This is a genomic window from Rhodocaloribacter sp. (genome assembly GCF_056451265.1).
This window is the reverse complement of the sequence record NZ_JBWOPL010000107.1, coordinates 1-24,138: the sequence shown is the minus strand read 5'-3', so window position 1 is coordinate 24,138 and position 24,138 is coordinate 1. Positions and strand designations below refer to the sequence as shown.

General features: G+C 65.7%; 24 protein-coding genes, 1 tRNA gene, 1 other RNA gene and 1 pseudogene. 12 read left to right on the top strand and 15 right to left on the bottom strand.

Annotated features, from left to right (window positions below; genetic code table 11):
- The 7 genes from AC1HIY_RS16130 to AC1HIY_RS16100 all read right to left on the bottom strand — a co-directional run.
- On the bottom strand, nt 1-232 hold a 232-nt coding region (locus AC1HIY_RS16130), incomplete at its 3' end, for a biotin/lipoyl-containing protein (protein ID WP_479577826.1).
- 357 nt (nt 233-589) lie between these two features.
- Nucleotides 590-2,701, bottom strand: a complete 2,112-nt coding sequence (locus AC1HIY_RS16125) for a sodium-translocating pyrophosphatase (protein ID WP_479577825.1) — start codon at nt 2,699-2,701, stop codon at nt 590-592.
- Nucleotides 2,702-3,006: 305 nt separating this feature from the next.
- Nucleotides 3,007-3,582: an aminoacyl-tRNA hydrolase gene (pth, locus tag AC1HIY_RS16120; RefSeq protein ID WP_479577824.1), complete on the bottom strand. Its 576-nt coding sequence runs from the start codon at nt 3,580-3,582 to the stop codon at nt 3,007-3,009.
- Between the two features lie 102 nt (nt 3,583-3,684).
- A complete protein-coding gene (locus AC1HIY_RS16115) occupies nt 3,685-4,308 on the bottom strand; it encodes a 50S ribosomal protein L25 (RefSeq protein ID WP_479577823.1) in 624 nt (207 codons plus the stop codon).
- 49 nt (nt 4,309-4,357) lie between these two features.
- Nucleotides 4,358-5,296, bottom strand: coding sequence for a ribose-phosphate diphosphokinase (locus AC1HIY_RS16110; RefSeq protein ID WP_479577822.1), 939 nt, complete (start codon nt 5,294-5,296; stop codon nt 4,358-4,360).
- A gap of 145 nt (nt 5,297-5,441) precedes the next feature.
- A tRNA-Gln gene (locus tag AC1HIY_RS16105) sits at nt 5,442-5,512 on the bottom strand.
- Nucleotides 5,513-5,633: 121 nt separating this feature from the next.
- Nucleotides 5,634-6,707 (bottom strand): DmpA family aminopeptidase, encoded by a 1,074-nt coding sequence (locus AC1HIY_RS16100; RefSeq protein ID WP_479577828.1) that lies wholly within the window; start codon nt 6,705-6,707, stop codon nt 5,634-5,636.
- A 407-nt stretch (nt 6,708-7,114) separates the two neighbouring features.
- Here AC1HIY_RS16100 and AC1HIY_RS16095 point away from each other — a divergent pair, with 407 nt between their 5' ends.
- The 4 genes from AC1HIY_RS16095 (at nt 7,115) to AC1HIY_RS16080 (ending at nt 10,586) form a co-directional block, all read left to right on the top strand.
- Nucleotides 7,115-7,882: an aspartate/glutamate racemase family protein gene (locus tag AC1HIY_RS16095; protein WP_479577821.1), complete on the top strand. Its 768-nt coding sequence runs from the start codon at nt 7,115-7,117 to the stop codon at nt 7,880-7,882.
- A 34-nt stretch (nt 7,883-7,916) separates the two neighbouring features.
- A complete protein-coding gene (gene xth / locus AC1HIY_RS16090) occupies nt 7,917-8,687 on the top strand; it encodes an exodeoxyribonuclease III (protein ID WP_479577820.1) in 771 nt (256 codons plus the stop codon).
- Between the two features lie 57 nt (nt 8,688-8,744).
- Complete coding sequence (locus AC1HIY_RS16085) at nt 8,745-9,440, top strand: metal-dependent transcriptional regulator (RefSeq protein ID WP_479577819.1); 696 nt, start codon at nt 8,745-8,747, stop codon at nt 9,438-9,440.
- A gap of 177 nt (nt 9,441-9,617) precedes the next feature.
- A complete protein-coding gene (locus AC1HIY_RS16080) occupies nt 9,618-10,586 on the top strand; it encodes an NAD-dependent epimerase/dehydratase family protein (protein ID WP_479577818.1) in 969 nt (322 codons plus the stop codon).
- Between the two features lie 39 nt (nt 10,587-10,625).
- Here the strand turns inward: AC1HIY_RS16080 and AC1HIY_RS16075 are convergent, their stop codons facing one another.
- Nucleotides 10,626-11,093 carry a nucleoside deaminase gene (locus tag AC1HIY_RS16075; protein ID WP_479577817.1) on the bottom strand — a complete coding sequence of 156 codons (468 nt, stop codon included), beginning with the start codon at nt 11,091-11,093 and terminating at the stop codon, nt 10,626-10,628.
- Between the two features lie 190 nt (nt 11,094-11,283).
- On the opposite strand from AC1HIY_RS16075, the gene AC1HIY_RS16070 reads away from it, so the two are divergent.
- Entirely contained in the window at nt 11,284-12,456 is a 1,173-nt protein-coding gene (locus AC1HIY_RS16070; RefSeq protein WP_479577816.1) for a pyridoxal phosphate-dependent aminotransferase, read from the top strand.
- Nucleotides 12,457-12,482: 26 nt separating this feature from the next.
- Complete coding sequence (locus tag AC1HIY_RS16065; protein WP_479577815.1) at nt 12,483-13,145, top strand: class I SAM-dependent methyltransferase; 663 nt, start codon at nt 12,483-12,485, stop codon at nt 13,143-13,145.
- A gap of 21 nt (nt 13,146-13,166) precedes the next feature.
- Here AC1HIY_RS16065 and AC1HIY_RS16060 read toward each other — a convergent pair whose 3' ends face one another.
- The 3 genes from AC1HIY_RS16060 to AC1HIY_RS16050 form a co-directional block, all read right to left on the bottom strand.
- On the bottom strand, nt 13,167-14,084 hold the full coding sequence (locus AC1HIY_RS16060) for a sugar phosphate isomerase/epimerase family protein (protein WP_479577827.1): 918 nt from the start codon (nt 14,082-14,084) through the stop codon (nt 13,167-13,169).
- Between the two features lie 34 nt (nt 14,085-14,118).
- Nucleotides 14,119-15,360, bottom strand: a complete 1,242-nt coding sequence (locus AC1HIY_RS16055) for a Gfo/Idh/MocA family protein (RefSeq protein WP_479577814.1) — start codon at nt 15,358-15,360, stop codon at nt 14,119-14,121.
- A gap of 161 nt (nt 15,361-15,521) precedes the next feature.
- Nucleotides 15,522-16,244, bottom strand: a complete 723-nt coding sequence (locus AC1HIY_RS16050; RefSeq protein ID WP_479577813.1) for a hypothetical protein — start codon at nt 16,242-16,244, stop codon at nt 15,522-15,524.
- Nucleotides 16,245-16,368: 124 nt separating this feature from the next.
- On the opposite strand from AC1HIY_RS16050, the gene AC1HIY_RS16045 reads away from it, so the two are divergent.
- Together AC1HIY_RS16045 and AC1HIY_RS16040 are read left to right on the top strand one after the other, a co-directional pair.
- Nucleotides 16,369-17,175 (top strand): biotin--[acetyl-CoA-carboxylase] ligase, encoded by an 807-nt coding sequence (locus tag AC1HIY_RS16045; protein ID WP_479577812.1) that lies wholly within the window; start codon nt 16,369-16,371, stop codon nt 17,173-17,175.
- Nucleotides 17,172-17,954, top strand: a complete 783-nt coding sequence (locus tag AC1HIY_RS16040) for a type III pantothenate kinase (protein ID WP_479577811.1) — start codon at nt 17,172-17,174, stop codon at nt 17,952-17,954. Before AC1HIY_RS16045 ends, AC1HIY_RS16040 begins: the two co-directional genes overlap by 4 nt.
- On the opposite strand, the gene AC1HIY_RS16035 is transcribed toward AC1HIY_RS16040, so the two are convergent.
- From AC1HIY_RS16035 to AC1HIY_RS16020, 4 genes are all read right to left on the bottom strand, one after another.
- Nucleotides 17,955-18,422, bottom strand: coding sequence for a c-type cytochrome (locus AC1HIY_RS16035; RefSeq protein WP_479577810.1), 468 nt, complete (start codon nt 18,420-18,422; stop codon nt 17,955-17,957). It abuts the gene before it with no gap.
- Nucleotides 18,423-18,629: 207 nt separating this feature from the next.
- On the bottom strand, nt 18,630-19,271 hold the full coding sequence (udk, locus tag AC1HIY_RS16030) for a uridine kinase (protein ID WP_479577809.1): 642 nt from the start codon (nt 19,269-19,271) through the stop codon (nt 18,630-18,632).
- Between the two features lie 49 nt (nt 19,272-19,320).
- The gene (locus AC1HIY_RS16025) at nt 19,321-20,139 is read right to left on the bottom strand and encodes a YaaA family protein (protein WP_479577808.1); all 819 of its coding nucleotides are present in this window, start codon (nt 20,137-20,139) and stop codon (nt 19,321-19,323) included.
- A 47-nt stretch (nt 20,140-20,186) separates the two neighbouring features.
- The gene (locus AC1HIY_RS16020) at nt 20,187-20,528 is read right to left on the bottom strand and encodes a YtxH domain-containing protein (RefSeq protein WP_479577807.1); all 342 of its coding nucleotides are present in this window, start codon (nt 20,526-20,528) and stop codon (nt 20,187-20,189) included.
- Nucleotides 20,529-21,038: 510 nt separating this feature from the next.
- On the opposite strand from AC1HIY_RS16020, the gene AC1HIY_RS16015 reads away from it, so the two are divergent.
- The 4 genes and pseudogenes from AC1HIY_RS16015 to AC1HIY_RS16000 form a co-directional block, all read left to right on the top strand.
- Complete coding sequence (locus tag AC1HIY_RS16015) at nt 21,039-21,848, top strand: alpha/beta fold hydrolase (protein ID WP_479577806.1); 810 nt, start codon at nt 21,039-21,041, stop codon at nt 21,846-21,848.
- 429 nt (nt 21,849-22,277) lie between these two features.
- Complete coding sequence (locus AC1HIY_RS16010; protein ID WP_479577805.1) at nt 22,278-22,742, top strand: hypothetical protein; 465 nt, start codon at nt 22,278-22,280, stop codon at nt 22,740-22,742.
- Nucleotides 22,743-22,815: 73 nt separating this feature from the next.
- Nucleotides 22,816-23,186, top strand: a transfer-messenger RNA (tmRNA) gene (gene ssrA, locus AC1HIY_RS16005).
- A gap of 516 nt (nt 23,187-23,702) precedes the next feature.
- Nucleotides 23,703-24,138 (top strand): annotated as a pseudogene (locus tag AC1HIY_RS16000) (hypothetical protein); the annotation flags it as partial.

Sequence of the window (24,138 nt, the reverse complement as noted above, 5' to 3'; positions counted from 1 at the left end):
CGATGACGGCGATCTTCGTGCCGACCTCCACCGTCTCACCTTCCGGGACGAGGATCTCCTTGAGCACCCCCGCCGCCGGAGACGGAACCTCCGTATCCACCTTGTCCGTGCCGATCTCCAGCAACGGCTCGTCCAGTTCCACCCGCTCGCCCGGCTGCTTCAGCCATTCGAGCACGGCGCCCTCGGTGATGCTCTCGCCCATCTTGGGCATGGTGACTTCGACCTTCGCCATGATGTATGCAATCTCGCTTGTTTTTCCGCTGTGTGCGCCCCGAGACCGTCGCTTCTCTCGTCGAGGGCTCGCCCATCGGGCCGACGGCAGGGCTTCCTTTCCGGGCAGTCGTCCGAAAGGGGAGGGTCAAATATACGGAATCCCATCGGCAAGCGGCACGAATTCGAAAGCGCTTCCGTGGGATTCGACCTACGAACGCCGCAATTCAAGAAAAGTTGGGAGAGTGGCCCCCGACTTTCGACCTTCGTATCGCCGATGTCTCGTCTCCATGCGTTGCGCGGGGTGCGCCCCGCCAAAAGGAAAGGCGTCTCCCCGGAGGAAGACGCCTTTCCTTTCCTTTGTTTCGTGGCCGTTGCCTCACGCGATCAGCGGAGCGATGACGAGCGCGACGATGGAGATGAGCTTCAACAGGATGTTGAGGCTCGGGCCGCTCGTATCCTTGAGCGGGTCGCCCACGGTGTCGCCCACGACAGTGGCCTTGTGCACCTCGCTGCCCTTGCCGTAGAAGACGCCGTCGATCTCGATGCCGCTCTCGACGCGCTTCTTCGCGTTGTCCCACGCGCCGCCGGCGTTGGCCTGAAAGAGCGCCATGAGCACGCCCGAGACGGTCACGCCCACGAGGAGGCCGCCGAGCATGTCCTTGCTGATGAAGCCGATGATCACCGGCACGGCGAGCGCCATCAGGCCGGGAGCCACCATCTCGCGGATGGCCGCCTTCGTGGAGATGTCGACGCACCGGGCATAATCGGCTTTCGCCGTGCCCTCGCGCAGCCCGGGGATCTCACGGAACTGCCGCCCGACCTCCTTGATCATGTCGCCGGCGGCGCGGCCCACGGCGCCCATGGCCATGGCGCTGAAGATGTACGGAAGCACCGCGCCGAGCAGCACGCCGGCGAGGATCGTCGGGTTCGACACGTCGATGCTCTTGATGTCGGCCTGCTGCATGAAGGCGGCGAAGAGGCCGAGCGCCGTCAGCGCCGCCGAACCGATGGCGAAGCCCTTGCCGATGGCGGCGGTGGTGTTGCCGACGGCGTCGAGCTTGTCCGTGCGCTCACGCACCTCCGAGGGCAGGTGCGCCATCTCGGCGATGCCGCCCGCGTTGTCCGAGATCGGACCGTAGGCGTCGACGGCGAGTTGGATGCCCGTCACGGAGAGCATGCCCACGGCGGCGATGGCGATGCCGTAGAGGCCGGCGAACGAATACGCGCCAATGATGCCGAGCGCCAGAATCACCGCCGGGATGCCCGTCGAGAACATGCCCACGCCGAGACCCGAAATGATGTTCGTAGCCGCACCGGTGACACTCTGCTTGACGATGTTGAGCGTCGGTTTCGTGTGCGTGGACGTATAGTATTCCGTGACGAGACCGATCATAGTGCCCGCCGCCAGACCGATGATCACGGCCCAGAAAACGCCCATCGAAGTGTAATGCGTGAAGTCGCTGATCACACTTTCATGGCTCCATTCCGCCGGAAGCATCCATCGAATGATGAAGAAGGCGAGCACCGCCATCAGACCCGCCGCGCCGAACTCGCCCATGTTGAGCCCCTTCTGGGGATTGCCGCCTTCTTTCACTTTCACGAAAAAGGATCCGGCGATAGAGACGAGGATGCCGACACCCGCCAGCACGAGCGGCAACAACACGGCGGAGATCGCTCCGAACGAAGCGTTCTCGAAGGCCGGCACGCTCATGAAGGCCGCGCCGAGGACAATGGTGCCGACGATGGAGCCGACGTAGCTCTCGAAGAGGTCGGCGCCCATACCGGCCACGTCGCCCACGTTGTCGCCCACGTTGTCGGCGATGGTGGCGGGGTTGCGCGGGTCGTCCTCGGGAATGCCTTCATAGACTTTTCCGGCGAGGTCGGCGCCCACGTCGGCGGCTTTGGTATAGATGCCGCCCCCCACACGAGCGAAGAGCGCGATCGACGAAGCGCCGAGCGAGAAGCCGGAGATGACGTTGACCACCCTGGCAAACGTCCATCCGAGGTCGGTGTAGATGCCGTTGTAGACGAGAAAGAGGATCCCCAGGCCGAGCACGCCGAGGCCCACCACACTCAGGCCCATGACGAGGCCGCCGGAGAAGGCAATGTTGAGGGCGGCGCCGAGGCCGGTGCGCGCCGCGTTCGTCGTACGCACGTTCGCTTTCGTCGCTACGCGCATGCCGATGAAGCCGGCCACGCCCGAGCAAAGCGCCCCCGCCACAAACGAGATCGCGATCAACGGCGAGGAGTCCGGGTTGCCCAGGTTCGCCACCACCAGCAATCCCGCCACGACGAGCACGAAGAAGAACAGCACGCGATATTCCCGCCGCAAGAAAGCAGTGGCCCCCTCAGCGATGGCCGCAGCGATCTCCTGCATCTCTTTCGTGCCGGGGTCCTGCCTGCCGACCCACCGGGCGCGACTCAGCGCATAGCCCAGCGCCAGCAGCCCGGTCAAAGGCACCAGAATTGTAATCAATTGAGTATTCATAGATGGGATCGACCTCCTTGTCGATGTTGGAACAGGTCTGTAATTGGGTTTACCGGCGCACGTCGATGCCAGGGGAGCGTTTCACCTAAACGACGAAACAGGGGATTTTCGACCCCTGCTCCCGGAAACGCTTCCCTCGCCCCTGAGACCACGCCCCGGCGCTCACGGTGTGTGAGCGCCTTTCGCCAGGCGAGCCGCTAAAAATATTGCGCGCACGCCCGTAATTGATAGCGCTTAACGCATTATTCAAGCCCGGGGCGCACCGCCGACGTTCCACGCCCCGTATGGGAGTGGTTGGACGAGCCTCACCGCCGGTTGAAACGGTTCATGGCCGTGGTCAGACCCTCGGAGACGAATGTGAGGGCGGCGTCGCGCGCGGTCAGGACGGCTTCCTCGATGAGGGGCCGCTGTTCCGCCGTGAACGGCGAGAGCACGTAGTCGGCCTGCCGTCCGCGCGGGAAATCGTCGCCGATGCCGACGCGGAGACGGGGAAAAACGTCCGTGCCGAGGCGGTCGATGATGTCCTGCACACCGTTGTGCCCCCCGGCGCTCCCCCGCTCGCGGAGCCGGATCTTTCCCACCGGCAGGTTGACGTCGTCGTACACCACGAGGATGTCCCGAAGTTCGAGGGCGTATCGCCGCACGAGCCCCCGCACGGCCTGGCCGCTCAGGTTCATGTACGTGATCGGCTTGGCCAGCCCGAACGGACGGCTCCGCCAGCGTCCCCAGCCGACGAACACGTTCCCGCGCTCCGGCGCGAGGGTCACGCGCGTCTTCTCGGCCACGGCGTCCACCACCATGAAGCCGACGTTATGCCGCGTCTCGGCATACTCCGCCCCCGGATTGCCGAGGCCGATGATCATACGTTTGGCGCTAGCCATGGCAACGGGATCCAGCCCCCCTCACATGAAAACGCAAGGAGCCCGGCAAGCGCCGAACTCCTCACGTCGATCTCGATGGGCGAATGCCGAAGTCTCAGCGGGTTATTCCTCTTCGGAAACGTCCGCTTCGCCTTCCTCGCCGGCGGCGAGCTCTTCGGCCCCCTCTTCCTCTTCGGAGACCTCGGCGCGCGGGGCGAGCACCGTGATGAGGGTCTGATCCTCCGGCGCGAGAACCTCGATGCCCGGAAGGTCCAGGTCCCCCACGTGGATGGCCTCGCCGATGTCGAGGTTCGAAACGTCCACGTCGATGTGCGAGATGATGTCCTTCGGCAAAACGGAGACTTCCAGTTCGTGGATCACCGCGCGCACCTCGCCGCCTTCCCGCTTGCCGACGGGCGTGCCGTGGTAGCGGATCGGCAACACGAGCGTCAGCTTCTCACCCTGCTGAAGCACCTGGAAATCGGCGTGAATCGGGCGGTCGGTGACCGGATGGAAGTCGATGTTCTTCACGATGCACGGCCACGACTTCCCGTCGAGCGTCACCTGCACCCGGTGCATCTCGCTCGTAAAGACGAGCGGGTTGAGCGCCGTTTCGGGAGTCGAGAAGGCAATCGGCTCCACGTTGTGCCCGTACAGCACGCACGGAACTTCTTTGTTGCGACGCACGGCGCGGGTGGCTTTCTTGCCGACTTCGCGCGGCTTGGCTTCAAGCGTAAAAATGTCCATCTCTTAGGATCCTCAGTGTATGGTATCGTAGGGGCCGCGACCGTTCCCGTCAGGGGATGAACAGGGTCGAGACCGAATCGTCGGTGTAAATCCGGTTGATGGCGTCGGCGAAGTGATCCGCCACGCTCACCACCGTGATTTTCTCCGAGGAGCGCGTTAACGGAATGGTGTCCGTCACCACCAGGCGGCTCAAATCGGACGCTTCGATGCGTTCGTAGGCCGGTCCGGAGAGCAGCGGGTGCGTGCACGCGGCCATGATGTCGAGCGCGCCGGCTTTCCGCAGGGCCCGGGCGGCGCTCGTCAGCGTCCCCGCCGTGTCGATGATGTCGTCGATGAGCAGGACGTTTTTGCCTTCCACCTCACCGATGATGTTCATCACCTCGGCGACGTTCTGACGCGGCCTGCGTTTGTCGATCAGGGCGAGTTCGGCGCCGAGGCGGCGCGAGTAGGCCCGCGCCATCTTGATGCCGCCCACGTCGGGCGCGACCACCACCAGGTTCGACAGATCGAACTGCCGGAAATAGTCGATGAACACGGCGGAACCGTACAAATGATCCACCGGAACGTCGAAGAAACCCTGAATTTGGGAAGCGTGGAGATCCATCGTCAACACCCGATCGATGCCGGCGGTCTCGAGCATGTTCGCCACCATTTTGGCGGCGATCGAGACGCGGGGCTGATCCTTACGCTCTTGCCGGCCATACCCGAAATACGGGATCACCGCCGTGATCTGCCGCGCCGAAGCCCGCCGGGCCGCATCGATCATCAGGAACAGTTCCATCCAGTTGTCTGCCGGCGGATGGGTGCTCTGAATGATGAACAGGTTGGAGCCGCGAATCGATTCCTCGTAGTGGACGTAGATTTCGCCGTCCGAGAAATTCTTGATCCCGACGTTGCCCAGATCCCGCCCGTAGGCCGCTGCAATTTTCCGCGCGAGTTCCCGATTGGAACGACCGGAAAAAAGCGAGATGGGATGTTCTCTATCCATGACCAACATGGCGGTATCCGAAACAAACGGACGCTCGGCCGCAAGCCGACGTCCGCACCATTCAGAATGGGTTTAACCCCGCCTCAGACGGGGCTTGAAAAATTACGACGGACGACGGCCTCTGCTGAAACCCGCCCAAAATCGGCTGCCCGGGGAGGATTCGAACCTCCACATACGGCTCCAAAGGCCGCTGTCCTGCCATTAGACGACCGGGCAATCGGCGTGTATGCCCAAGTCTTTTAAGATAAACATTTCCAAAGGCGGCTGTCAAACAAACGGTGCTTCCCAAAGATCCGTTACGCGCGTGTTCGTCCGGTTTCGCAGAGACTTTACACGGCTATTTCGCGAGCAGGGGCAACACTTCGTCGAGCGGGAGCGCCTCCACCGTGCCGCGATGACCGGAGACGGTGGTCGCTTTGAAGAGCGAGTTGTAGACGGCCTCTTCGGTAGCTTCGACGACGGCCTGAAACAGCGGCGAGAGGCGGTCGTTGGGCAGTTCTTCGTAGGTGGCCACGGCGCTGCGTCGCCCGGGCGTGCGGCGCACGGAAGCCGCCGTGGAGAAGGCCAGCACGTAGTCGCCGGAGCCGTTGGTGGCGGGCGAGCCGGTGCGCCCGATGGCCAGGAGCGCCCGCCGCGCCAGGCGCGTCAGGTTCCGGTCGGAGAGCGGCGCATCCGTGGCGACGACGATCATCACCGAGCCGTCGGCGTCGCCGCCGTCGAGCGCGTCTTTGAGGTAATATTTCCCGAGCATACGCCCCACGGGCACGCCCATGATGTCGAGGAGGCCGCCGTAGTTGGTCTGCACGAGCACGCCCACGGTATAGCCGCCGAGCTTCTGCGGCAGGCGCCGTGAGCTCGTGCCGATGCCGCCTTTCCAGCCGAAGGCGACGGTCCCCGTGCCCGCGCCGACGCTGCCCTCGGCCACGGCGCCGGTGTCGGCCTCGGCGATGGCCCGCGCGATGTGCTCGGCCCGGAGCGCCCGCCGCCGGATGTCGTTGAGGAAACCGTCGTTCGTCTCCCCCACGACGGCATTGACCGAGCGGACGTCCTCGTTGCCGGGCCGGCCGAGCGTATAGTCGAGGATGGCCTCGGCGCCCTGCGGCACGGACAACGTGTTCGTCAACACGATCGGCGTCTCGATCTCGCCGAGCTCGCGGATCTGCGTGACGCCCATGAGCTTGCCGTACCCGTTGCCGACCACCACGCCCGCAGGCACCTTGTCCCGATACAGGTTGCCGCCATGCGGGAGGATCGCCGTCGCGCCGGTGCGCACGGCCTCGCCTTCGATGAGCGTGACATGCCCCACCCGCACGCCGGCGACGTCGGTGATGGCGTTGTGCGGGCCGGGGGGCAAGACGCCGGGCGCCACCCCCACCTCGCGGGCGCGCGGACGATCCTCGGAAGCAGTCATGGTCGCATCGGAGTTTTTCCACCGGACGGATCCCTGGGCCCGCGCGGGCGCGACCGCCACACCCATCAGGCCAAACACGAGGATCCATCGAAAGAATCGAAACATGGAGATGAGCCGTCGATGGTTCACGGAATCGGGAGCAAGAACGTGCGAAGTTCCGACATTCCGCAGGCAATCCCAAACCTTCCCGCCGGGATTGCGCCCGTTTGCCGTCGTTCCGGCTTTGTGCGGCGGCGCGGACGATTAATTTTTCCGAAAACCCCCGGCGGAAGGTCCATGAGATTTGACGGGCACCCTCCGGATCAATATACTTCAACGGCCTTTCCCCCCGGATCTTTTCGCCGCCGTTGTCCCGGACGCCGAGGCGGCGTGCCCCGCCTCTTTTTTCGCTCAATCACCTCACCTGCATGAGTGCCGAGAAGATCATCGGAGTCATCGGCGGCATGGGCCCGTATGCCGGGCTGAACCTCGTCGAGAAAATCTTCGACCACACCATAGCGGCATCCGATGCCGACCATCTCCCCGTGGCGCTGCTTTCGTACCCCGACCGCATCCCCGACCGCACCGCGTATCTGCTCGGCGAGACGGAGACGAACCCCGCCGAGGCCATCTCCGAGATTGCCCTCACGCTCGACCGGCTCGGTGCGGTGGCGGCCGGCATGCCCTGCAATACCGCGCACGCTCCCCGCATCTTCAACGTCGTCGCGGCGCGGCTCCGGGATGCCGGCGCGCGGCTCCGGCTGTTGAACATGATCGATGAGACCATCCGTTTTTTGAAGGAGGAGCATCCCGAATGCACCCGCATCGGCGTGCTCTCCACGCTCGGCTCGTATCGCATCGGGCTGCACCGGCGCGCCCTCGAAGCGGCGGGCCTCGAAGCCGTGCTGCCGGACGAGAACGTGCAGGAGCACATCGTCCACCGCACCATCTACGACCCGTCGTACGGGCTGAAGGCGCAATCGAACCCGCCCTCGAAGATCGCGCGGCAGAGCCTGCTCAACGCCATCGAGCACCTGCGTGAGAAGGGCGCCGAGGCGATCCTGCTCGGCTGCACGGAGCTGGCCCTGGCCATCCCCGAAGCCGAAGTCGAGGCCCTCCCCATCATCGATCCGACGGCGGTGCTCGCCCGGGCGCTCATCCGGGAGACCTATCCCGACAGGCTGAAACTCCTCTGACGCGCGTTCCCGAAAACCCTCTCCGATCCTGACGATGCTCGTCGCTACGTGGAACGTCAACTCGATCCGGGCCCGCCTCGAACGGGTGCTGGCGTGGCTGGAGAAAGCCGCGCCGGACGTCGTGTGCCTGCAGGAGCTCAAAACGACCGAGGCGGATTTCCCCTACGCCGCCCTCGAAACGGCAGGCTACCGGGCGGCGGTCTTCGGGCAGAAAACGTACAACGGCGTCGCCATTCTCAGCCGGGAAGCGCCGGACGAAGTGATGCTCGGCTTCGGCGACGGCATGGACGATCCGCAGGCCCGCCTCATCACCGCCCGCTTCGGCGAACGACACGTCCTCTCGGCCTATGCGCCCAACGGAAAGGCCGTCGGCTCGCCGCAATGGGCCTATAAGCTCGAATGGTTCCGGCGGCTCCGCGCCTTCCTCGAACGACACTTCTCCCCCGACGACGCCGTGCTGCTCTGCGGCGACCTGAACGTGGCCCCCGAAGACCGCGACGTCGCTTTCCCCGACCGGTGGCGGGACAGCGTGCTCTTCCATCCGGAGGCCCGGCGCGCCCTCGCCGAGGTGACCGCGTGGGGCCTCGTGGACACCATCCGCCTTCACCATGAAGGTCCCGGACCCTTCTCGTGGTGGGACTACCGCCACCTCGCCTTCCCGAAAGGCAACGGCCTCCGCATCGACCACATCCTCGCCACCCGCCCCCTGGCCGAGCGATGCACCGACGCCTACGTGGACCGGGACGAACGGAAAGGGCACAAACCGTCCGACCACGCGCCCGTCCTCGCGGTCTTCGAAGTCTGAACGGAGCAGGATCAAAAGACGCACGCAGTGGGTTTGCCGAACCATCTCCCTTCTCGCGTGAAATCCCGCTCCGAAGTGACGAAAGACAGGACATTCCGGCTCAGCCAGGCCGTCGAAGACTACGTCAAGACGATCTACAAGCTCCAGCAAAGCGGCGAGGGCGCCGTGGCCACGACGGACATTGCGCGGGCGATGAACGTGGCTTCGGCGTCGGTGACGAACATGCTCAAGCGCCTCTCCGGGATGGGGCTCGTCGAATACGAGTCGTACAAGGGCGTCACGCTCACCCCGGCGGGCGAGAAGATCGCGCTCGAAATCATTCGTCATCACCGGCTCCTCGAAACGTATCTCCGGCAGATCCTCGGCTACCCGTGGGACAAGATGCACGAAGAGGCCGAACACCTCGAACATCACATCTCGGAGGAGTTCGAGACGCGGATCGAGGAGATGCTCGGTTATCCGACGCACGACCCCCACGGACATCCCATTCCCACACGCGACGGCCGGATCGCCGAGCCGCCGGGCGACCCGCTTCCGGGTTTCGAGACCGGTCGCACGGTCGTCGTCCGCCGGGTCGCCGACGCCGACCCGGAGCTTCTGACGTATCTCGAATCGATGGGGCTGATGCCGCACGCCGCCGTCGAGATCGTGGCGAAAGCTCCCTTTAACGGTCCGCTCACGCTCCGCATCGAAGGCGAGGAGCGGGTCATCGGGCACGAGGTGGCGCGGCACGTCTTCGCCGTCCCGGCATAAGCGCCCGGCGCGCCTGCGGGTAAGCCGGTTGCCCGGCGTCCCGCTTGCGTCGGTTCGTCCGAGGATCGATCTTCGGGGAACGCGAAGCCTTTTCGGCCCGTCCCCCTCGGGTTCGGTCCGTCTCTGACGGCGCGCGCTTCGCGCCCGGACGCCCCCCTTCACCCGACCCCGAAGCCCATGAGATACTTCATCACCGGCGCGACCGGTTTCATCGGAGGGCGCGTGGCGCGTCTGCTCGTCGCGGCCGGGCACGAGGTCGTCGCGCTCGTGCGCACGCCCGGCAAAGCCGCCCCGCTCGTCGAACTCGGCGTCGAGGTAGCCGAAGGAGACCTCACCGACCGGGAGTGCATGCGCGCGCCCATGACCGGCGCGGACGGCGTCTTCCACATCGCCGCGTGGTACAAGGTGGGCGCGAGAGACGCGTCGATGGCCGAGCGGATCAACGTCGAAGGCACGCGGAACGTGCTCACGCTCATGCAGGAGCTCGGCATCCCGAAGGGCGTATACACGAGCACCATCGCCGTTTTTTCGGACACGAAGGGGCGCATGGTGGACGAGACCTACCGGTACGACGGTCCCCACCTGAGCACGTACGACCGGACGAAGTGGGAGGCGCACTATGAGGTGGCCCTGCCGATGATGGAGGCGGGCTTGCCGCTCGTCGTGGTGATGCCCGGCCTCGTCTACGGCCCCGGCGACACGAGCGCCGTCGCCGAGACCTTCCGGCAATACCTCCGGGGGCGACTCCCGGCACTCCCCCTCGCGACCACGTATTGCTGGGCGCACGTGGACGACGTGGCGCGCGGCCACTTGCTGGCGATGGAGAAGGGCCGTCCGGGAGAGAGCTACATCCTCGCCGGCCCTCCCCATACGCTGACGGAGGCCTTCGAACTCGCCGAGCGCATCACCGGGCGGAAGGCGCCCCGCATCCGCCTCGGCCCCGGCGTCATGCGCGGCATGGCAAAGCTGGCGAGCTTCGCCGAGAAGGCACTGCCGCTGCCGCCAACGTACGCCTCGGAGAGCCTGCGCGTGACCGCCGGCGTGACGTACGTCGCCTCGAACGAGAAAGCCCGCCGCGAACTCGGCTACGATCCGCGCCCGCTCGAAGAAGGCCTGCCCGAGACGCTCGAAGCCCTCGAAGCGTAATCGCGGGCTTGCCGTCAGGGGCGCATGTGCCGCCCGCGCTCAGTACTCGATGCGTCCCTGATGAGCGTGCCACGCCTCGAAGGGGCGTCCGCCTTCCTCGCGGAGGAGCGGGACCATGTCGATCCGACGCGTCTCGGGAGGGCGGCAGAGTTCCTCATAGATCTCCCCGTCGATGAAGCCTGCGTTTTCGGCGTCGTCGCGGGTGGCGGCAAAGAAGATGCGGTCGATGTGCGCCCAGTACACCGCGCCGAAGCACATCGGGCACGGCTCGCACGTGGTGTACAGGTCGCACCCGGAGATGTGGAACGCCTGAAGATGCCGGCACGCCTCCCGGATGGCGACGACCTCGGCGTGCGCCGTCGGGTCGTTCGTGGTGGTGACGCGGTTCGTGCCGCGCCCGACGATCTCGTCCCCGCGCACCACGAGGGCCGCGAAGGGGCCGCCTCGCCCCGACTGCACGTTCTCGACCGCCATCGCAATGGCTTCCCGCATGAAAACTTCGTTCATAGCTCCTTCCGGCTTTTGAGTGCCCACCTGTGTGCTCCGGCGCCCGCGCATCGCTGCCTTCGCCGGCCGAAGCATCCCCCTAAACCTTTTCGCTTCCCCGCGCGTTCCCCACCTCGTCCGCCCCCCGGCGGTTCCAGCCGTCCACCGGCGTATATTGCCCCGACCCATCCGCCCACTCTTTGCTTTTCCGATGAAACCACTCGCCGCACGCACCGACGACCTCGAACAAAGCTTCATCCGCGCCATCTCGAAGATGATCAACGCCGTCGACGGCATCAACCTCGGCCAGGGCATCTGTGATCTGCCCACGCCCGAGCCGATCAAACGCGGCGCGCAGCGGGCCATCGAGGAGAACCAGTCGATCTATTCGCACTATGCGGGGATCAGGCGGCTGCGCATGGCCATCCTCGAAAAAGCCCGCCGCTTCAATCGCATCCCCGCCTCCTCCGTGGACGAGGTCGTCGTTACCGCCGGATCGACGGGGGCGTTCATGGCGGCGATCTTCGCGCTCCTCGAACCGGGCGACGAGGTGATCCTCTTCGAACCTTTTTACGGATATCACCGGGGGCTCCTCCGCATGATGGGCGCGACGCCCGTCTATGTGACCACGCGCGGCCCCGAATGGACCATCGACTTCGACGCCGTCGAGCGGGCCGTCACGCCTCGGACGAAGGCCGTGCTCGTGAACACGCCCGCCAATCCGAGCGGCAAGGTGTGGTCGCGCGAGGCGCTCGAACGGATCCTCGCGCTCGCCCGGCGGCACGACCTCTACCTCATCACGGACGAGATTTACGAGTACATCGTCTACGGAGACCGCGCGCACGTTTCGCTCGCCTCGCTCTCCGGCGCGTATGAGCGGACGATCACGCTGTCGGGGTTTTCGAAGACGTACAACATGACGGGCTGGCGGCTCGGGTATGCCGTCGCGCCGGAGCCGCTGGCCGCCAAGATGGGGCTGCTCAACGATCTGATGTACATCTGCGCGCCGACGCCCCTTCAGCATGGCGTGGCCGAGGCCTTCACGATGAGCGACGACTATTTCACACGGATGCAGGCCGACTATGACGCGAAGCGCGCGCGCCTGTGCGAGACGCTCGAACGGATCGGCTTCGAGGTGCCCTGGCCCGAGGGCGCGTACTATACGCTGGCGTCCTTTGCCCCGCTCGCCGGACGACGCGAGGGCTTCGAGGACGACTGGCGGGCGTGCGAGACGCTCATCGAGCAAGCCGGCGTCGGCACGGTGCCCGGACGCGCCTTTTTCGCCGACCCCGAGCACGGACGACAGTACCTCCGCTTCTGCTTCGCCAAAGAGATGCCCGTGCTCGAAGAAGCCTGCCGCCGTCTCGAACGCGCCTTCGCCTGACCCTTTCCACGAACCCCGCCGGCCCGATGTCCAACCGCACGCTCGAACTCACCGACGCACTTTATGAATATCTCCTCGACCACTCGCTCCGGGAGACCGAGGTGATGCGGATGCTCCGCGCCGAGACGGCCCGCCTTCCGAACGCCAACATGCAGATCGCGCCGGAACAGGGGCAGTTCATGGCGCTCCTCGTCCGGCTGATGGGCGCGCGGCGGGCGCTCGAGGTGGGCGTCTTCACCGGATACAGCGCCCTCGCCGTGGCGCAGGCCCTCCCGGAAGACGGCACACTCATCGCGTGCGACGTGAGCGAGACGTACACCGCCATCGCCCGGAAATACTGGAACGCCGCGGGCGTCGCACGAAAGATCGACCTCCGCCTTGCCCCGGCCCTCGAAACGCTCGACGCCCTCCTCCGCGACGGGCGCGAGGGCTCGTTCGACTTCGCCTTCATCGACGCGGACAAGCCGAACTACGACGCCTATTACGAGCGCACGCTCCGGCTCCTCCGGCCGGGCGGGCTCGTGTGCCTCGACAACACGCTGTGGGGCGGCAAGGTGATCGACCCCGACCCCGACGACGCCAACGCGCGATACATCCGGGCGCTCAACGACAAGCTCCACCACGACGACCGCATCGACCTCAGCCTGCTCCCGCTCGCCGACGGGCTGACGCTGGCGCTCAAACGATAGCGCCTCATCCGAGATGCGTCGTCACTCGTACTCGGGCGCCAGCGCCTCGCGCACACGGAGGAGGAGCGCCTTCGTGGCGCGGATGCCGTCGGCTTCGCTCTTCCGGCTCCCTTCGTACTCGATGCCGACACGCCCGCGATAGCCCGCGTCGAGGACGATCCGCATCATGCGAAAATAATCGGTATGCGTCTCGTTGCCCTCGGCGTCGAAGTCGTGAGACTTGGCGCTGACGGCCTTCGCGTACGGCATCATCTCCGCCACGCCCTCATACCGGTCGTACCACTCGTCCTCGGCGATCTGGAAGTTGCCGAAGTCGGGAAGCGTGCCGCACCGGGGATGATCGACGAGCTTCATCACGCCCGCGAGCCATTTCCCGTTGCTCGACAACCCGCCGTGGTTTTCGACGATGACGTTCATCCCGTGCGCCGCGCCGTACTCCGTGAGCTGCCGGAGGCCGTCCGCCGCCAGCCGCATCTGCTCGTCGTACGACCCCTCGCTCCGGGCATTGACGCGGATCGCATGGCAGCCGAGGAACTGCGCCGCCTCCACCCATTGGTGGTGATTCTCCACCGCCTGCCGCCGCTTTGCCTCGTCGGGATCGCCCAGGTTGCCTTCGCCGTCGCACATGATGAGCACGCTCTGCACCCCCTCGCCGTCGCACCGCGATTTCAGCTCGCGGAGGTACGCCATGTCACGGGCCTTGTCCTTGAAAAAGGTGTTCACGTACTCGACGGCGTCGATCCCGTAGGTCTGCCGGGCCGTCTTCGGAAAGTCGAGGTGGTCCATCTCACCGGCAAAGAGGGCGCGGTGGAGCGACCACTCGGCGAGGGAGATCTCGAAAAGGTCTTTTTTCGGCATGGCGAAGGCGGAAGCACCCGGCCACACGGCCAGGCTCCCCGCCGAGAGCGCGGCGCGTTTGAGGAACGCTCGGCGATGCATCATGGGACGAATGGGATTGGTGAGAGGGGATCGTTTACGGGGTCCACGCGCCCCGCGCCACGGCGGGAACGAACGCGTCGAGGTCCCCGGGCTTCCACGCGACGGTGCGCTCCTGCTCGGCGCTCATGTACGCCGTCATCAAAAGCTCCATCACCTCGACCCCGGCGCGGAAGTCGAGTTCGGGTTGGCGGCCTTCGAGGAAACACCGGACGAAGTGCCGGTTCTCGCCCTCATAGCCGTATTCGGCGGCTTCGTTGCCCACGACGGGCATCAGCCCCTGTTCGGCGTTCTGTTTCTCGACGAGGTCCTCGCCCGCCTTGCCGCGGACGGCCCGGCTGAAAAAGACGCGCACGCCGCTGTCGAGCGAGTTGACCGACATCGAATATTCCGGCCCGAGCAGTTCCGAGCTCAGGCGAAGCCCCGCCCCGACGAAACTCCACGAGGTCGTCGTCTCGGCCACGAGCGTCCGGCCCTCTTCGTCTTCGTAAAAGATGGTGGCGCGGGCAAAATCCTCGGCGGGGTGGTGCGCATAATCGACCGAGTCGCCCATCGTCCGCCGGAGCACTTCGACGTATTCGGGCCGCGACCACTTGAGGCTCGCGATCTGCGCCGAGACTTTCGTCGGGCGGATGCTGTGGCGCGGCGCGCCGGGCTTCGTGAGGAGGAAGCGCGCCACCTCGACGCTGTGGCACATCATGTCGTTGAGCACGCCGCCGCCCTGAAGGTCGCCCCGCCAGAACCACGGCCTGTGGGGGCCGCTGTGCTCTTCGGCGGCGCGCGCCAGATAGGGCCGTCCGGTGAGCGCCGCCCCGCGCGCCCACACGATCTCTCGCCCGCGCACGAGTCCCGGCGAGAAAAGCTGATCTTCGAGGTACCCGTGAAGCACGCCGGCCTCTTCGACGAGCGCGAGCACCCGCTTTGCCTCGCCCACGTTGCGCGCCAGGGGTTTCTCACACGCGATGCCGACGAGCTTGCCCGCGCCGCTCTTGAGCGCGTGCACGATCTCCTCCATGTTCTCCACCCGGCGATGGTTCGGCCCGCAGATCCACAGCGCGTCGATGTCCGGGTCGGCGATCATGTCCGTGATGGAGTCGTACGCCTTCGCCGCGCCGACGTGGAGCGAGCGCGCCAACGCCGCCGCCTCCTCCGCATGCGCCCGGTTCGGGCTCCACACGCCCCGGACGTCGGCGTCGCGGACGGCCTCCCACGAGCGGATGTGAAAACGAGTGATGAAACCGCTGCCGATAAAGCCGATGCCGAGTCGTCGGGGGGTCATGAAAGGCTCCGATGCGTCCACAATAGTCCGTGCGCCCGACGGGAGACGTCGCCGCGCCGGTATGATACGTCACGCCGCGGGGAATTTGAAGAGGCAACCGGGACGGTTTATGGGTGTTTGGGTGATCATGACGGCGAGCCGCAGGCAAGCCCATCCACCACTCACTGCATCCACTTTTCCAGCTTCGGATGGTCGGCGAGCGTGCGAAGGAGGGTGTCGGCGCGGACGGTGTGGGCGTCGAGGAGGCCCGCATCGAAGCCCTGCGCGAGGATGGTGGCGGCGGCGTCGGGTTTGTCTTTGAGGACGAAAACCCGGGCGAGCTGCTCATACGCCGCCTTCATGCGGGGGTCCTGGGCCAGGGCGATGCGCGCGAAGGCTTCGGCTTCATCGAGGCGTTCGAGCGCGACGGCGTTCCACGAGAGGCGGACGTGGAGCGCGGCCCCTTCGAGGATGCGTTTGGAGGCGGCGTCGAGCGCCCATTCGGCCCGCGCGAGGTCGCCGCTCCGCCGGGCGGCTTCGCAGAGGATCACGAACGTCTCGCCGTCCTCCGGATCGAGTGTGACGGCGCGGAGGGCGTCGGCGAGAGCGGCTTTCGGCTTCCCGAGCGCAAGGAGCACCTGCGCCCGAAGCTTGCGCGCCTCCGGATCGTCGGGCAATGCCTCGAGGACGCGGTCGAGACGGATCTTGGCTTCGCGAAGGCTCGTTCCGCTCTTCCACGCCGCCTCGGCGCGGTGGTACTCGCCGTTGAGTTGGGGCGGGCGGATCACATGGCGGGACGAGCGCGTCACCGGCTGCGCGTACGCCGTCGCCGTCACGCTGAGCGAGAGCGCCACGATGCCGGCGAACCGGATCACGCCCCGGCGCTTGCTTCTTCGACCTTGCATTCCTTTTCGTATCCGTTATCTTTTCCGCCGCTACGGTCAAGAACCGTTCCACCCGTTCCCTGACGCACGACCTCGTTTTCCGATCCGCCGGGCGTGCATTTTTCCGAACACAGCCGCTCTTTCGATGGAACAGCCGCCCGCGCTTGCCGGGGCCCTCGCGCCCCTGCTCCGGACCCGCCGTTTCGGGCGGGCGCTCCGCACCTTTGCCACCATCGGTTCGACGAACACGGAGGCCGCCGCGTGGGCCGCCGAGGGTGCGCCGGAGGGCGCCGTAGTGCTTGCCGAGCGCCAGACGGCCGGACGCGGGCGCATGGGCCGCACATGGGAGGCGCGCGCCGGGCAGAACCTGACGTTCTCCGTCGTCCTCCGCCCGTCCCTCCCGCCCGAACGCTTCGGGCTGCTCACGCTCGCGGCGAGCGTCGCCGTGGCAGAGACGGTCGCGTCGTTCACCGCCCCGCTCGATGCGGAGATCAAGTGGCCGAACGACGTGCTCCTCGAAGGCCGAAAATGTTGCGGCATGCTCCTCGAATCCTCCTTCTCCGGACAAAAACGACCGACGGTGATCCTCGGCATCGGGCTGAACGTGAACCAGGATGCGTTTCCCCCCGCGCTTGCGGAGCGCGCCACGTCGATGCTGCTAGCCACGGGACGGCGCACGCCCCGCGCCCCGCTCCTGGCTGCCCTCCTCGCCCGCCTCGAACCTGCATACGACCGGCTCGTTCATGACGGGGGCGCGGCGGTGCGGCAGGCCTACGAAGCGCGCCTGACCGGCCTTGGTCGTCGCGCCACGCTCTACCTCGCCGGAACCCGCGCGCCCGTGCGCGGCGTCCTCGCAGGCATCACCGAGACCGGCGCGCTCCGCGTCGAGACCGGCGACGGCCTCCGCCTTTTCCACGCGGGCGAGGTCTCCTTCTCGCCTCCGAACCCGTGAGACACAAGATGTGGTTGACCCTCGACATCGGCAACAGTTCGGCCAAGGGCGGCCTCTTCGACGGCCCGCGCCTCACGCGCACGTTCCGCCTGCCGCTGACCCGCCTCGACCCGGCCGAGGCGTGGGACGCCGCCCTCCGCGCGGCGCTCGACGGGGCGCGCATCGAGCGGGCGGGGATCGCCTCGGTGGTGCCCACGGTGACGGAGATGGCGCAACGCGTCGTCGCGCATGAGACCGGCGCGCCCGTGCTCGTGGTGCGGCCCGCGCTCCGGCTGCCCTTCACGCTCGCCTACGAGACGCCCCACACGCTCGGCATCGATCGGCTCGCCGCCGCCGCCGCCGCATGGACGCAATTCGGCAAAGACGCGGAGGGCCCCCGAAGCGTCGTCGCGCTCGACGCCGGCACGGCGGTGACGTACGACGTGGTCGACCGCGCAGGCGTCTTCCTCGGCGGCCCCATCGGCGCGGGGCCGGTGCTCATCCATCGCTGCCTCAACACCGGCACGGCCCAACTTCCCGAAGTCCCGCTCGAGTTCCCCGAGGAGGTCATCGGACGCTCGACGCGGGAGGCGCTTCAGTCCGGCATCATGTACGGCTTCCTCGACGGCGTCGGGGGCATGCTCGCGCGCATCCGGGGGCGGCTCGGTCACCGGCCCGTCGTCGTCGCCACGGGCGGATGGGGGGCCTGTCTCCACGCGCACGTCGCCGCCGTCGATCACGTCGCCCCGCACCTCGTGCTCGAAGGCGTGCGGGTGCTCATGACCCTCAACCCGGCGTGATCATCCTCCGTCGGAGACCTGAAGCGTCCGGAGGTATTCGACGATCTCGTTGATCTGCTGTGCGATGCGCGTCTCGGCGTCCGGGCCGCCATCCTGGTCCGTCCACACGTTGCCCCACACGGGCATCTCGCGCGTGCCGTGACCGAGCTTCGCCTCCCGCCCGTCGATGGTCTGATACACGAGGTCAACCGGATACGAGCCGTACTTGACCTTCAGCCGGGTCAGATCCGGCGGCGGGACCTTCAGCAGCTCCGCGAGGGGGCCGTCCCCCCGGGCTTCCGTCCCGTGGCAGTTCGCACAGTATTTCTCGAAAGAGGCCTTTCCCCGGGCGATCGGATCGGCGACGGCGGTCTCCGTGGCGACGGAGGGCCCGCCGGCCTCCTCGCCCGGCTTGCCGCATCCGACTGCGAGCGTCGCCGCCAGCAACACGACGATCAGGCCTGCGATTCCGGTATGTGTCTTCCGCATGTTCATGGCACCGTTCCCCGATAATGAAAAAGGTTGCACGGGGCATACGCCGGCGGGTCCGCCGCCCCGAAGGAGGACGCCCGCCATCCCATACCCCAAGAAGCGCTTCGGAGGGGAAGGAAACTGACGTGGAAGCGGATCGAAAAGCTGTGGGGGAAACCCGTATATCGGCTGTGAGGAAAAGCCCGGCGGGGCCCGGGCGCCGACTCAGGAAACGGCGGGTTCGGCGGCTTTCTGCAGAAGGGACGCGATGCGGGCGAGCACCATCTCGATGGCGACCTCGTTCTGCCCGCCGCGCGGGATGATGACGTCCGCCTGCCGCTTCGAGGGCTCGACGAACTCGAGGTGCATCGGGCGCACGGTGCGTTCATACTGATCGAGCACCGACTCGATGGTGCGCCCCCGCTCCATGAGGTCGCGCCGGATGCGCCGGATGAGCCGCACGTCGTCGTCGGCATCGACGAAGAGCTTGATGTCCATCCGCTCGCGCAGCAGCGGCTCGGCCAGCACCAGGATGCCCTCGATGATGACGACGGGCCGGGGATGGATGAGCACCGTCTCCGCCGAGCGGTTGTGCGTGGTGAAATCGTAGACCGGCTTCTCGATGGGACGCCCCGTCAGGAGCTCGTCGAGGTGGTCGCGCATCAGTTCCGTCTCCAGCGCGTCGGGGTGGTCGAAGTTGAAGCGGGCGCGCGCTTCGAGCGGGAGATGACTCAGGTCCCGGTAATAGGCGTCGTGGTCCAGCACGGCGATGCGCGCGCGACCGAAGGCGTCGAGGATGCGTCGGAGCACGGTGGTCTTGCCGGAGCCGGACCCGCCGGCGATGCCGATAACGACGGGATGATTCATGGACGCGCCTCGGTCGGGATGAAGGGTCGGAGGACCATCGGGAAGGGGTTCAGGCCTTTTTCACCATCGCCAGCGTGCGGCTTTTCGTTTTCGCGTCATACGTCGAAGCGGCCTCGTCGTATCGATAGCCGTCGGGGTGCTCCCACGTCAGGAGGGGTTCGAGGTCTTCGAGCGTTTCGCGCACGATGAAGTTGACCAGCCGCCCTCGCAACGGTTTGACGCCGTGTGTGACGGCTTTGCGCACCCCGTCTTTTTCAATGAAAAACTTCACCATCACCATCTCGGCGTACGTATGGGCATCTTCCCAGGCCTCCTGATGAATGCCCGAGAGCAGGTTCCACACGAAAGCGCCTTCGAGCTGTTCGTTGAGCACCTTGCTCAGATGCGGGCGCCAGTAGTGCGACACCTTGCCGACGCCGGGCAGCACGGCGTCCATGCGCAGGCGGTAGTTCGGGATCAGGTCGTCGGGGCGAAGCAGGCCGAAGAGCCCGGAGAAGATGATGCCCTGTTCGAGCAGGCGTCGCTGGGCCCCGGTCGGCAGGCCGGGAAAATCCATCGCCTTGTACATCACCCCGGGGCTGTACCGGTCGAGCGCCGACATGAGCGGGGCATTGAAGATGTTCAGGTTCACCCGGATGGCTTCCTCGAGGTGTGCTCCCTTGACCCCGAAGATTTTTTCCAGCGTCTCCCGGTCGCTCTCCTGAATCGTTTTCTGGAGCGCATTGATGAGGGCGCGCCGCTCCGGGTTGAGCTCCTTGAAATAGTTGAACGTGCTCGACGATCGATAGTCGAACATGTCCGGAGCAAAGGGGTTGCCGCCTTCCTGTTTCCCTTCCGCAGGCGGCAGAAGAATGGCAAAGTTGGGCATAGGCATCGGCTACGCAACCCGACCGCAGGGGCCGTGCGCGCAGCAGTTTATTCGGAAGTCGAAGAGGGGTGACGCCGGGTGCGCTGTTGCCGCATCTCTCCAATGAGCACGTCGATGTCTTCCCGGATGCGTTGCGCCTTGGCCTGAGCGTCGGCCACGAGGGCCTTGCCTTCCCGACGCGCCTCGCCCATCGTTTCCGGATTGAGCACCTGATCCACCACCTCACTGACCTGCCCGGCAAGGTTCTCCAGCTGATAGGCCAGGCGGCGGCGCAACTTTCGCCCCTCTTCCGGGGCCATCAGCATTCCGAGCGTAAACCCGGCAGCGCCCCCGATCAGGACGCCCCAGGCGCCCGCGCGAAGGACACGGCCCAAGGAGTGTTCTTTCATCTCTATCTTTCAAAAAGTTGGCATTCCGGCGTTAAACCCGACCGGGACCGAGCCAGTTTCAAAAATAACAAAAAAGCCACCGCCGGAAATCCGACCGCAGCTTTATGTATGATAAGGCGTCTGGCAAACCCTAACGATTCTTTTTCTTGTGACGGTTCTTGCGAAGCCGTTTCTTGCGCTTATGGGTTGCAATCTTATGACGCTTACGTTTACGACCGCACGGCATGTAGAATCCTCCAGTCTAAGAAAGTTGTTGTCGAGCCCGTGAAGATACCAAACCGGTTCGTCCCGTGCAACGTTCGCCCGTCTTCGCGGTTTCTCGCTTTTCTTGAAGATCCGATTGAGGATCAGGCCTTTACCCGAAGCCTTCGGACCGTGGCGGCCACGTCTCGCGCCCCTTGCCGGCGCGATTGGCTTTTTGCCGCCGGATGCCTGTATCTTTCCGGACCTCGTCGGGCATTCCCCACGGCCTGAGGGCCGGTCTCCCCCGGTGAACCACCGCAACCTCTCATGCCCCGTTCCCCTTATCCTCTTTTCGAAAAACACGGGATGCGCTACCTCGACGAGGGGCCCGACTCGGAGACGCCGCCGGTGGTCCTGCTTCACGGCATGCTCGGCGACCTGAGCAACTGGACGGATACGGTGGCCGCCCTCTCGGCCCGGCGTTACCGGGTGCTGGCGCCCGTGCTGCCGATCTACGACCTTCCGCCCTCGAAGACAAGCGTGCGGTCCCTTGCGGAATACGTCCGCGCGTTCCTCGACGGTGTGCACGACGGGCCGGTGGCGCTGGCGGGCAATTCGCTCGGCGGGCACGTGGCGCTCCTCTTCGCGCTCGCCTACCCCGACCGCGTGGCCGCGCTGACGCTCTCGGGCTCGTCAGGCATCTACGAGGTCGCGATCGGCTCCTCCATGATGCGCCGTCGCGACCGCGCGTACATCCGCGAAAGAGCCGCCCTCACGTTCTTCGACCCCGCGCACGCCACGGACGAGCTCGTCGAGGAGATCTACGCCGTGGTGAACGACCGCACCCGCGCGCTCCGGCTCATCCGTATGGCTCGCGCCGTGCAGGCCGAGACCGTCGCAGACCGCCTCCGGCACATCGCTGCGCCGACGCTGCTCGTCTGGGGTCGCGCCGACGTGATCACGCCGCCGGACGTCGCCGAAACGTTTGCGCGTTGCCTCCCCGACGCCGAACTCCACTTCCTCGAGGACTGCGGGCACGCGCCCATGATCGAGCGCCCGCAAGCGTTCAATGCCTGCCTGCTCGACTTCCTCGCCCGCACCCTTGGCATCCCGCGCCGTTTCGCCCTTTCCTCATGACGGCGCCGGCGCGTGGTGTTCGGCTTTCATACACCGTCCGGCGCCCGGCGACTCCGCGCTGTCCATTATTCGAACGGTTTGCCCCCTCTTCTCCCCCTTCAGCCGATCCGGCACGCCTCTTGATCCCCAGGACAAACGCTTCGGCAGACCCCCTTGTCCGAAGCTCCCGATGCACCTCTGCATCATAAGGCTTCTGTAGTGGGGCGCGATGTGTTTGGGTGAACGCATCGCGTCTTAGAAGCGGCGGGCAGGCATGTTTGGGTGAGCATGTCTGCCCGTTTTTTTTTTTTGTGCCCCGCCCGTCGGAGGGGGCAAATCCGCGTCCCTAACCGCGCTTTCGCCCCTCATCGTCAAACCGAAGCCGTTTTCCCGCGTTACATTTCGGGTCGTCTTCTTTCCCGCCTCCACGACGCACGCTCCGGTTTTGCCATGACCGTCTCCCCGCTACGCCTTGTCGTCGTCTTGCTGGCGCTCGTCCTGCAGGCCGGATGCTCGCCCTCGCTCTCCCCTCTGTACCGGGACTACGAGGTCGCGCCGTCCGACGCTCCGGAGGACCTCCGGGCGGCCATCGAGGCGGCGCTCGTCGAGGCCGGATGGACGCCCGCAGAGGCGAGCGCGCCCAACGTGGTGGCGACCGAGACGCGCGTGTTCAACGACTGGGGACTGTACAAGACGGAAGCCTATCTCGAAGTGGCCCCCCTCGGCGACCGGTACGTGCGCGTGCTCGTGCATCCCTACCGCAAATACGTCACCGGCGGGCGAAGTAAGATCCCCTACATGAAGGGCGGTTTGCGCCGGGCCCTCCTGCCGGAACTGAACCGCGCCTTCGAAGCGCACGGGCTCTATCTGCTCGGCACCGCCATCGACCGGGACAGGGAGACGACGGGAGGCTGAAAAGGGAACCCGGGGGTGGTTTTCGCGTGTAAAGATAGTCGCTCCTCCGGGGGCACATGTTCTTTACAAGTATGGGGATGACATGGATTCGACGGATGGATGCGTGGAGCAGGCTGCGTGTCGAGCTTCCTGGCACGCTCGTAAATCTCGCCAGGAACCTGATAAATGCGAACGATTACGCATACGCGATGGCGGCCTAACCAGGCCTAGTCATCTGTCTCTAGCGTGGCCCGTCCACCGGCGCGCATAGAGGCATCAACTTCAGGTGGACTGGTCGCAACGGCTCCGGCTGAGCCCGAGCGACGAGACCCAATCAGCCTTGGCCTGTGTCTGGCCTTGCCGACCGGCATACGACACAGGCGACAACCAGTAGGTCGGCTACGCACGTAGATGCCTGACTGTACGGCCATCCGGACCCGGGTTCGATTCCCGGCATCTCCACTCTCTCTATAAAACCCGCTGTCTGATTTTCTCCAGGCAGCGGGTTTTGTTCGTTGAGCCATCCTCATTGGATACCGCAACATCCAGTAATCATAGCGAAAATTAAGCGTATGCTGCGGCTTTTCACCCGTATCACCGTCATTGCTGCCCATTAATGAATGGCCCAGCAGGGATATACAGGATGGCGGGTCGCCCTGTTTTGCCAATTCGTTTCCTGCGTGGACGTGTTCTTTCACCGTAAACGACGGATTTCGCCACGGCTTGAACGGCACAACGCGGTTGAACAAGCCTTCAGGTAAGCTTTCGGCGCGACGCCCTTCCCACACTGCCCGCGCCACAACGCATGCCCTCCGTCTCCGCGCGTACGCTCGCGCTCCTCTCCTCCACCACCGCCCTTCGCGACGAACAGAAAACGTTGTGGAATTCTCGGGTCCGCATGTCCATTTCCGTGGCGGTCTGTCGCCATAATAGATAAATGAGTTTCTATCATTCACGTTTGACAGTCAAGAGGACTGAGCCATGCCCCCCCCGCGAACCGTTCTTCTCCTTCTGCTACTCACGTCCCTTTCGATCGGTACGGCCCGGGCGCAATGCCCCACCGACCCGCCTTCCGAAGGTGACTTCCGAAGCCGCATCACAGGCAACTGGAACAGCGCTGCCACCTGGGACCGGTATGAATCCGGTATCTGGGTGGATCAGGGCACCGACATCGACGGGACGACTCCCGGCGCGTCGCTCGTGACCGAGCAGACGACAATCTGCAATTTCGACGTCGTCACGGTCAACAGCCCCGTCACCCTGGGCGGTCCTATCGTCGTCGATACCCCGGCCACCCTCCACGTCGATGCCTTCGACACGTTCACCACCGAGGGCGACGTCACGAACGACGGCACGATCAGCGGCGGCAGCGTCTCGGTCTTTGCCTTCGGAGGGGCCGCGCAGAACCTCTCCGGCG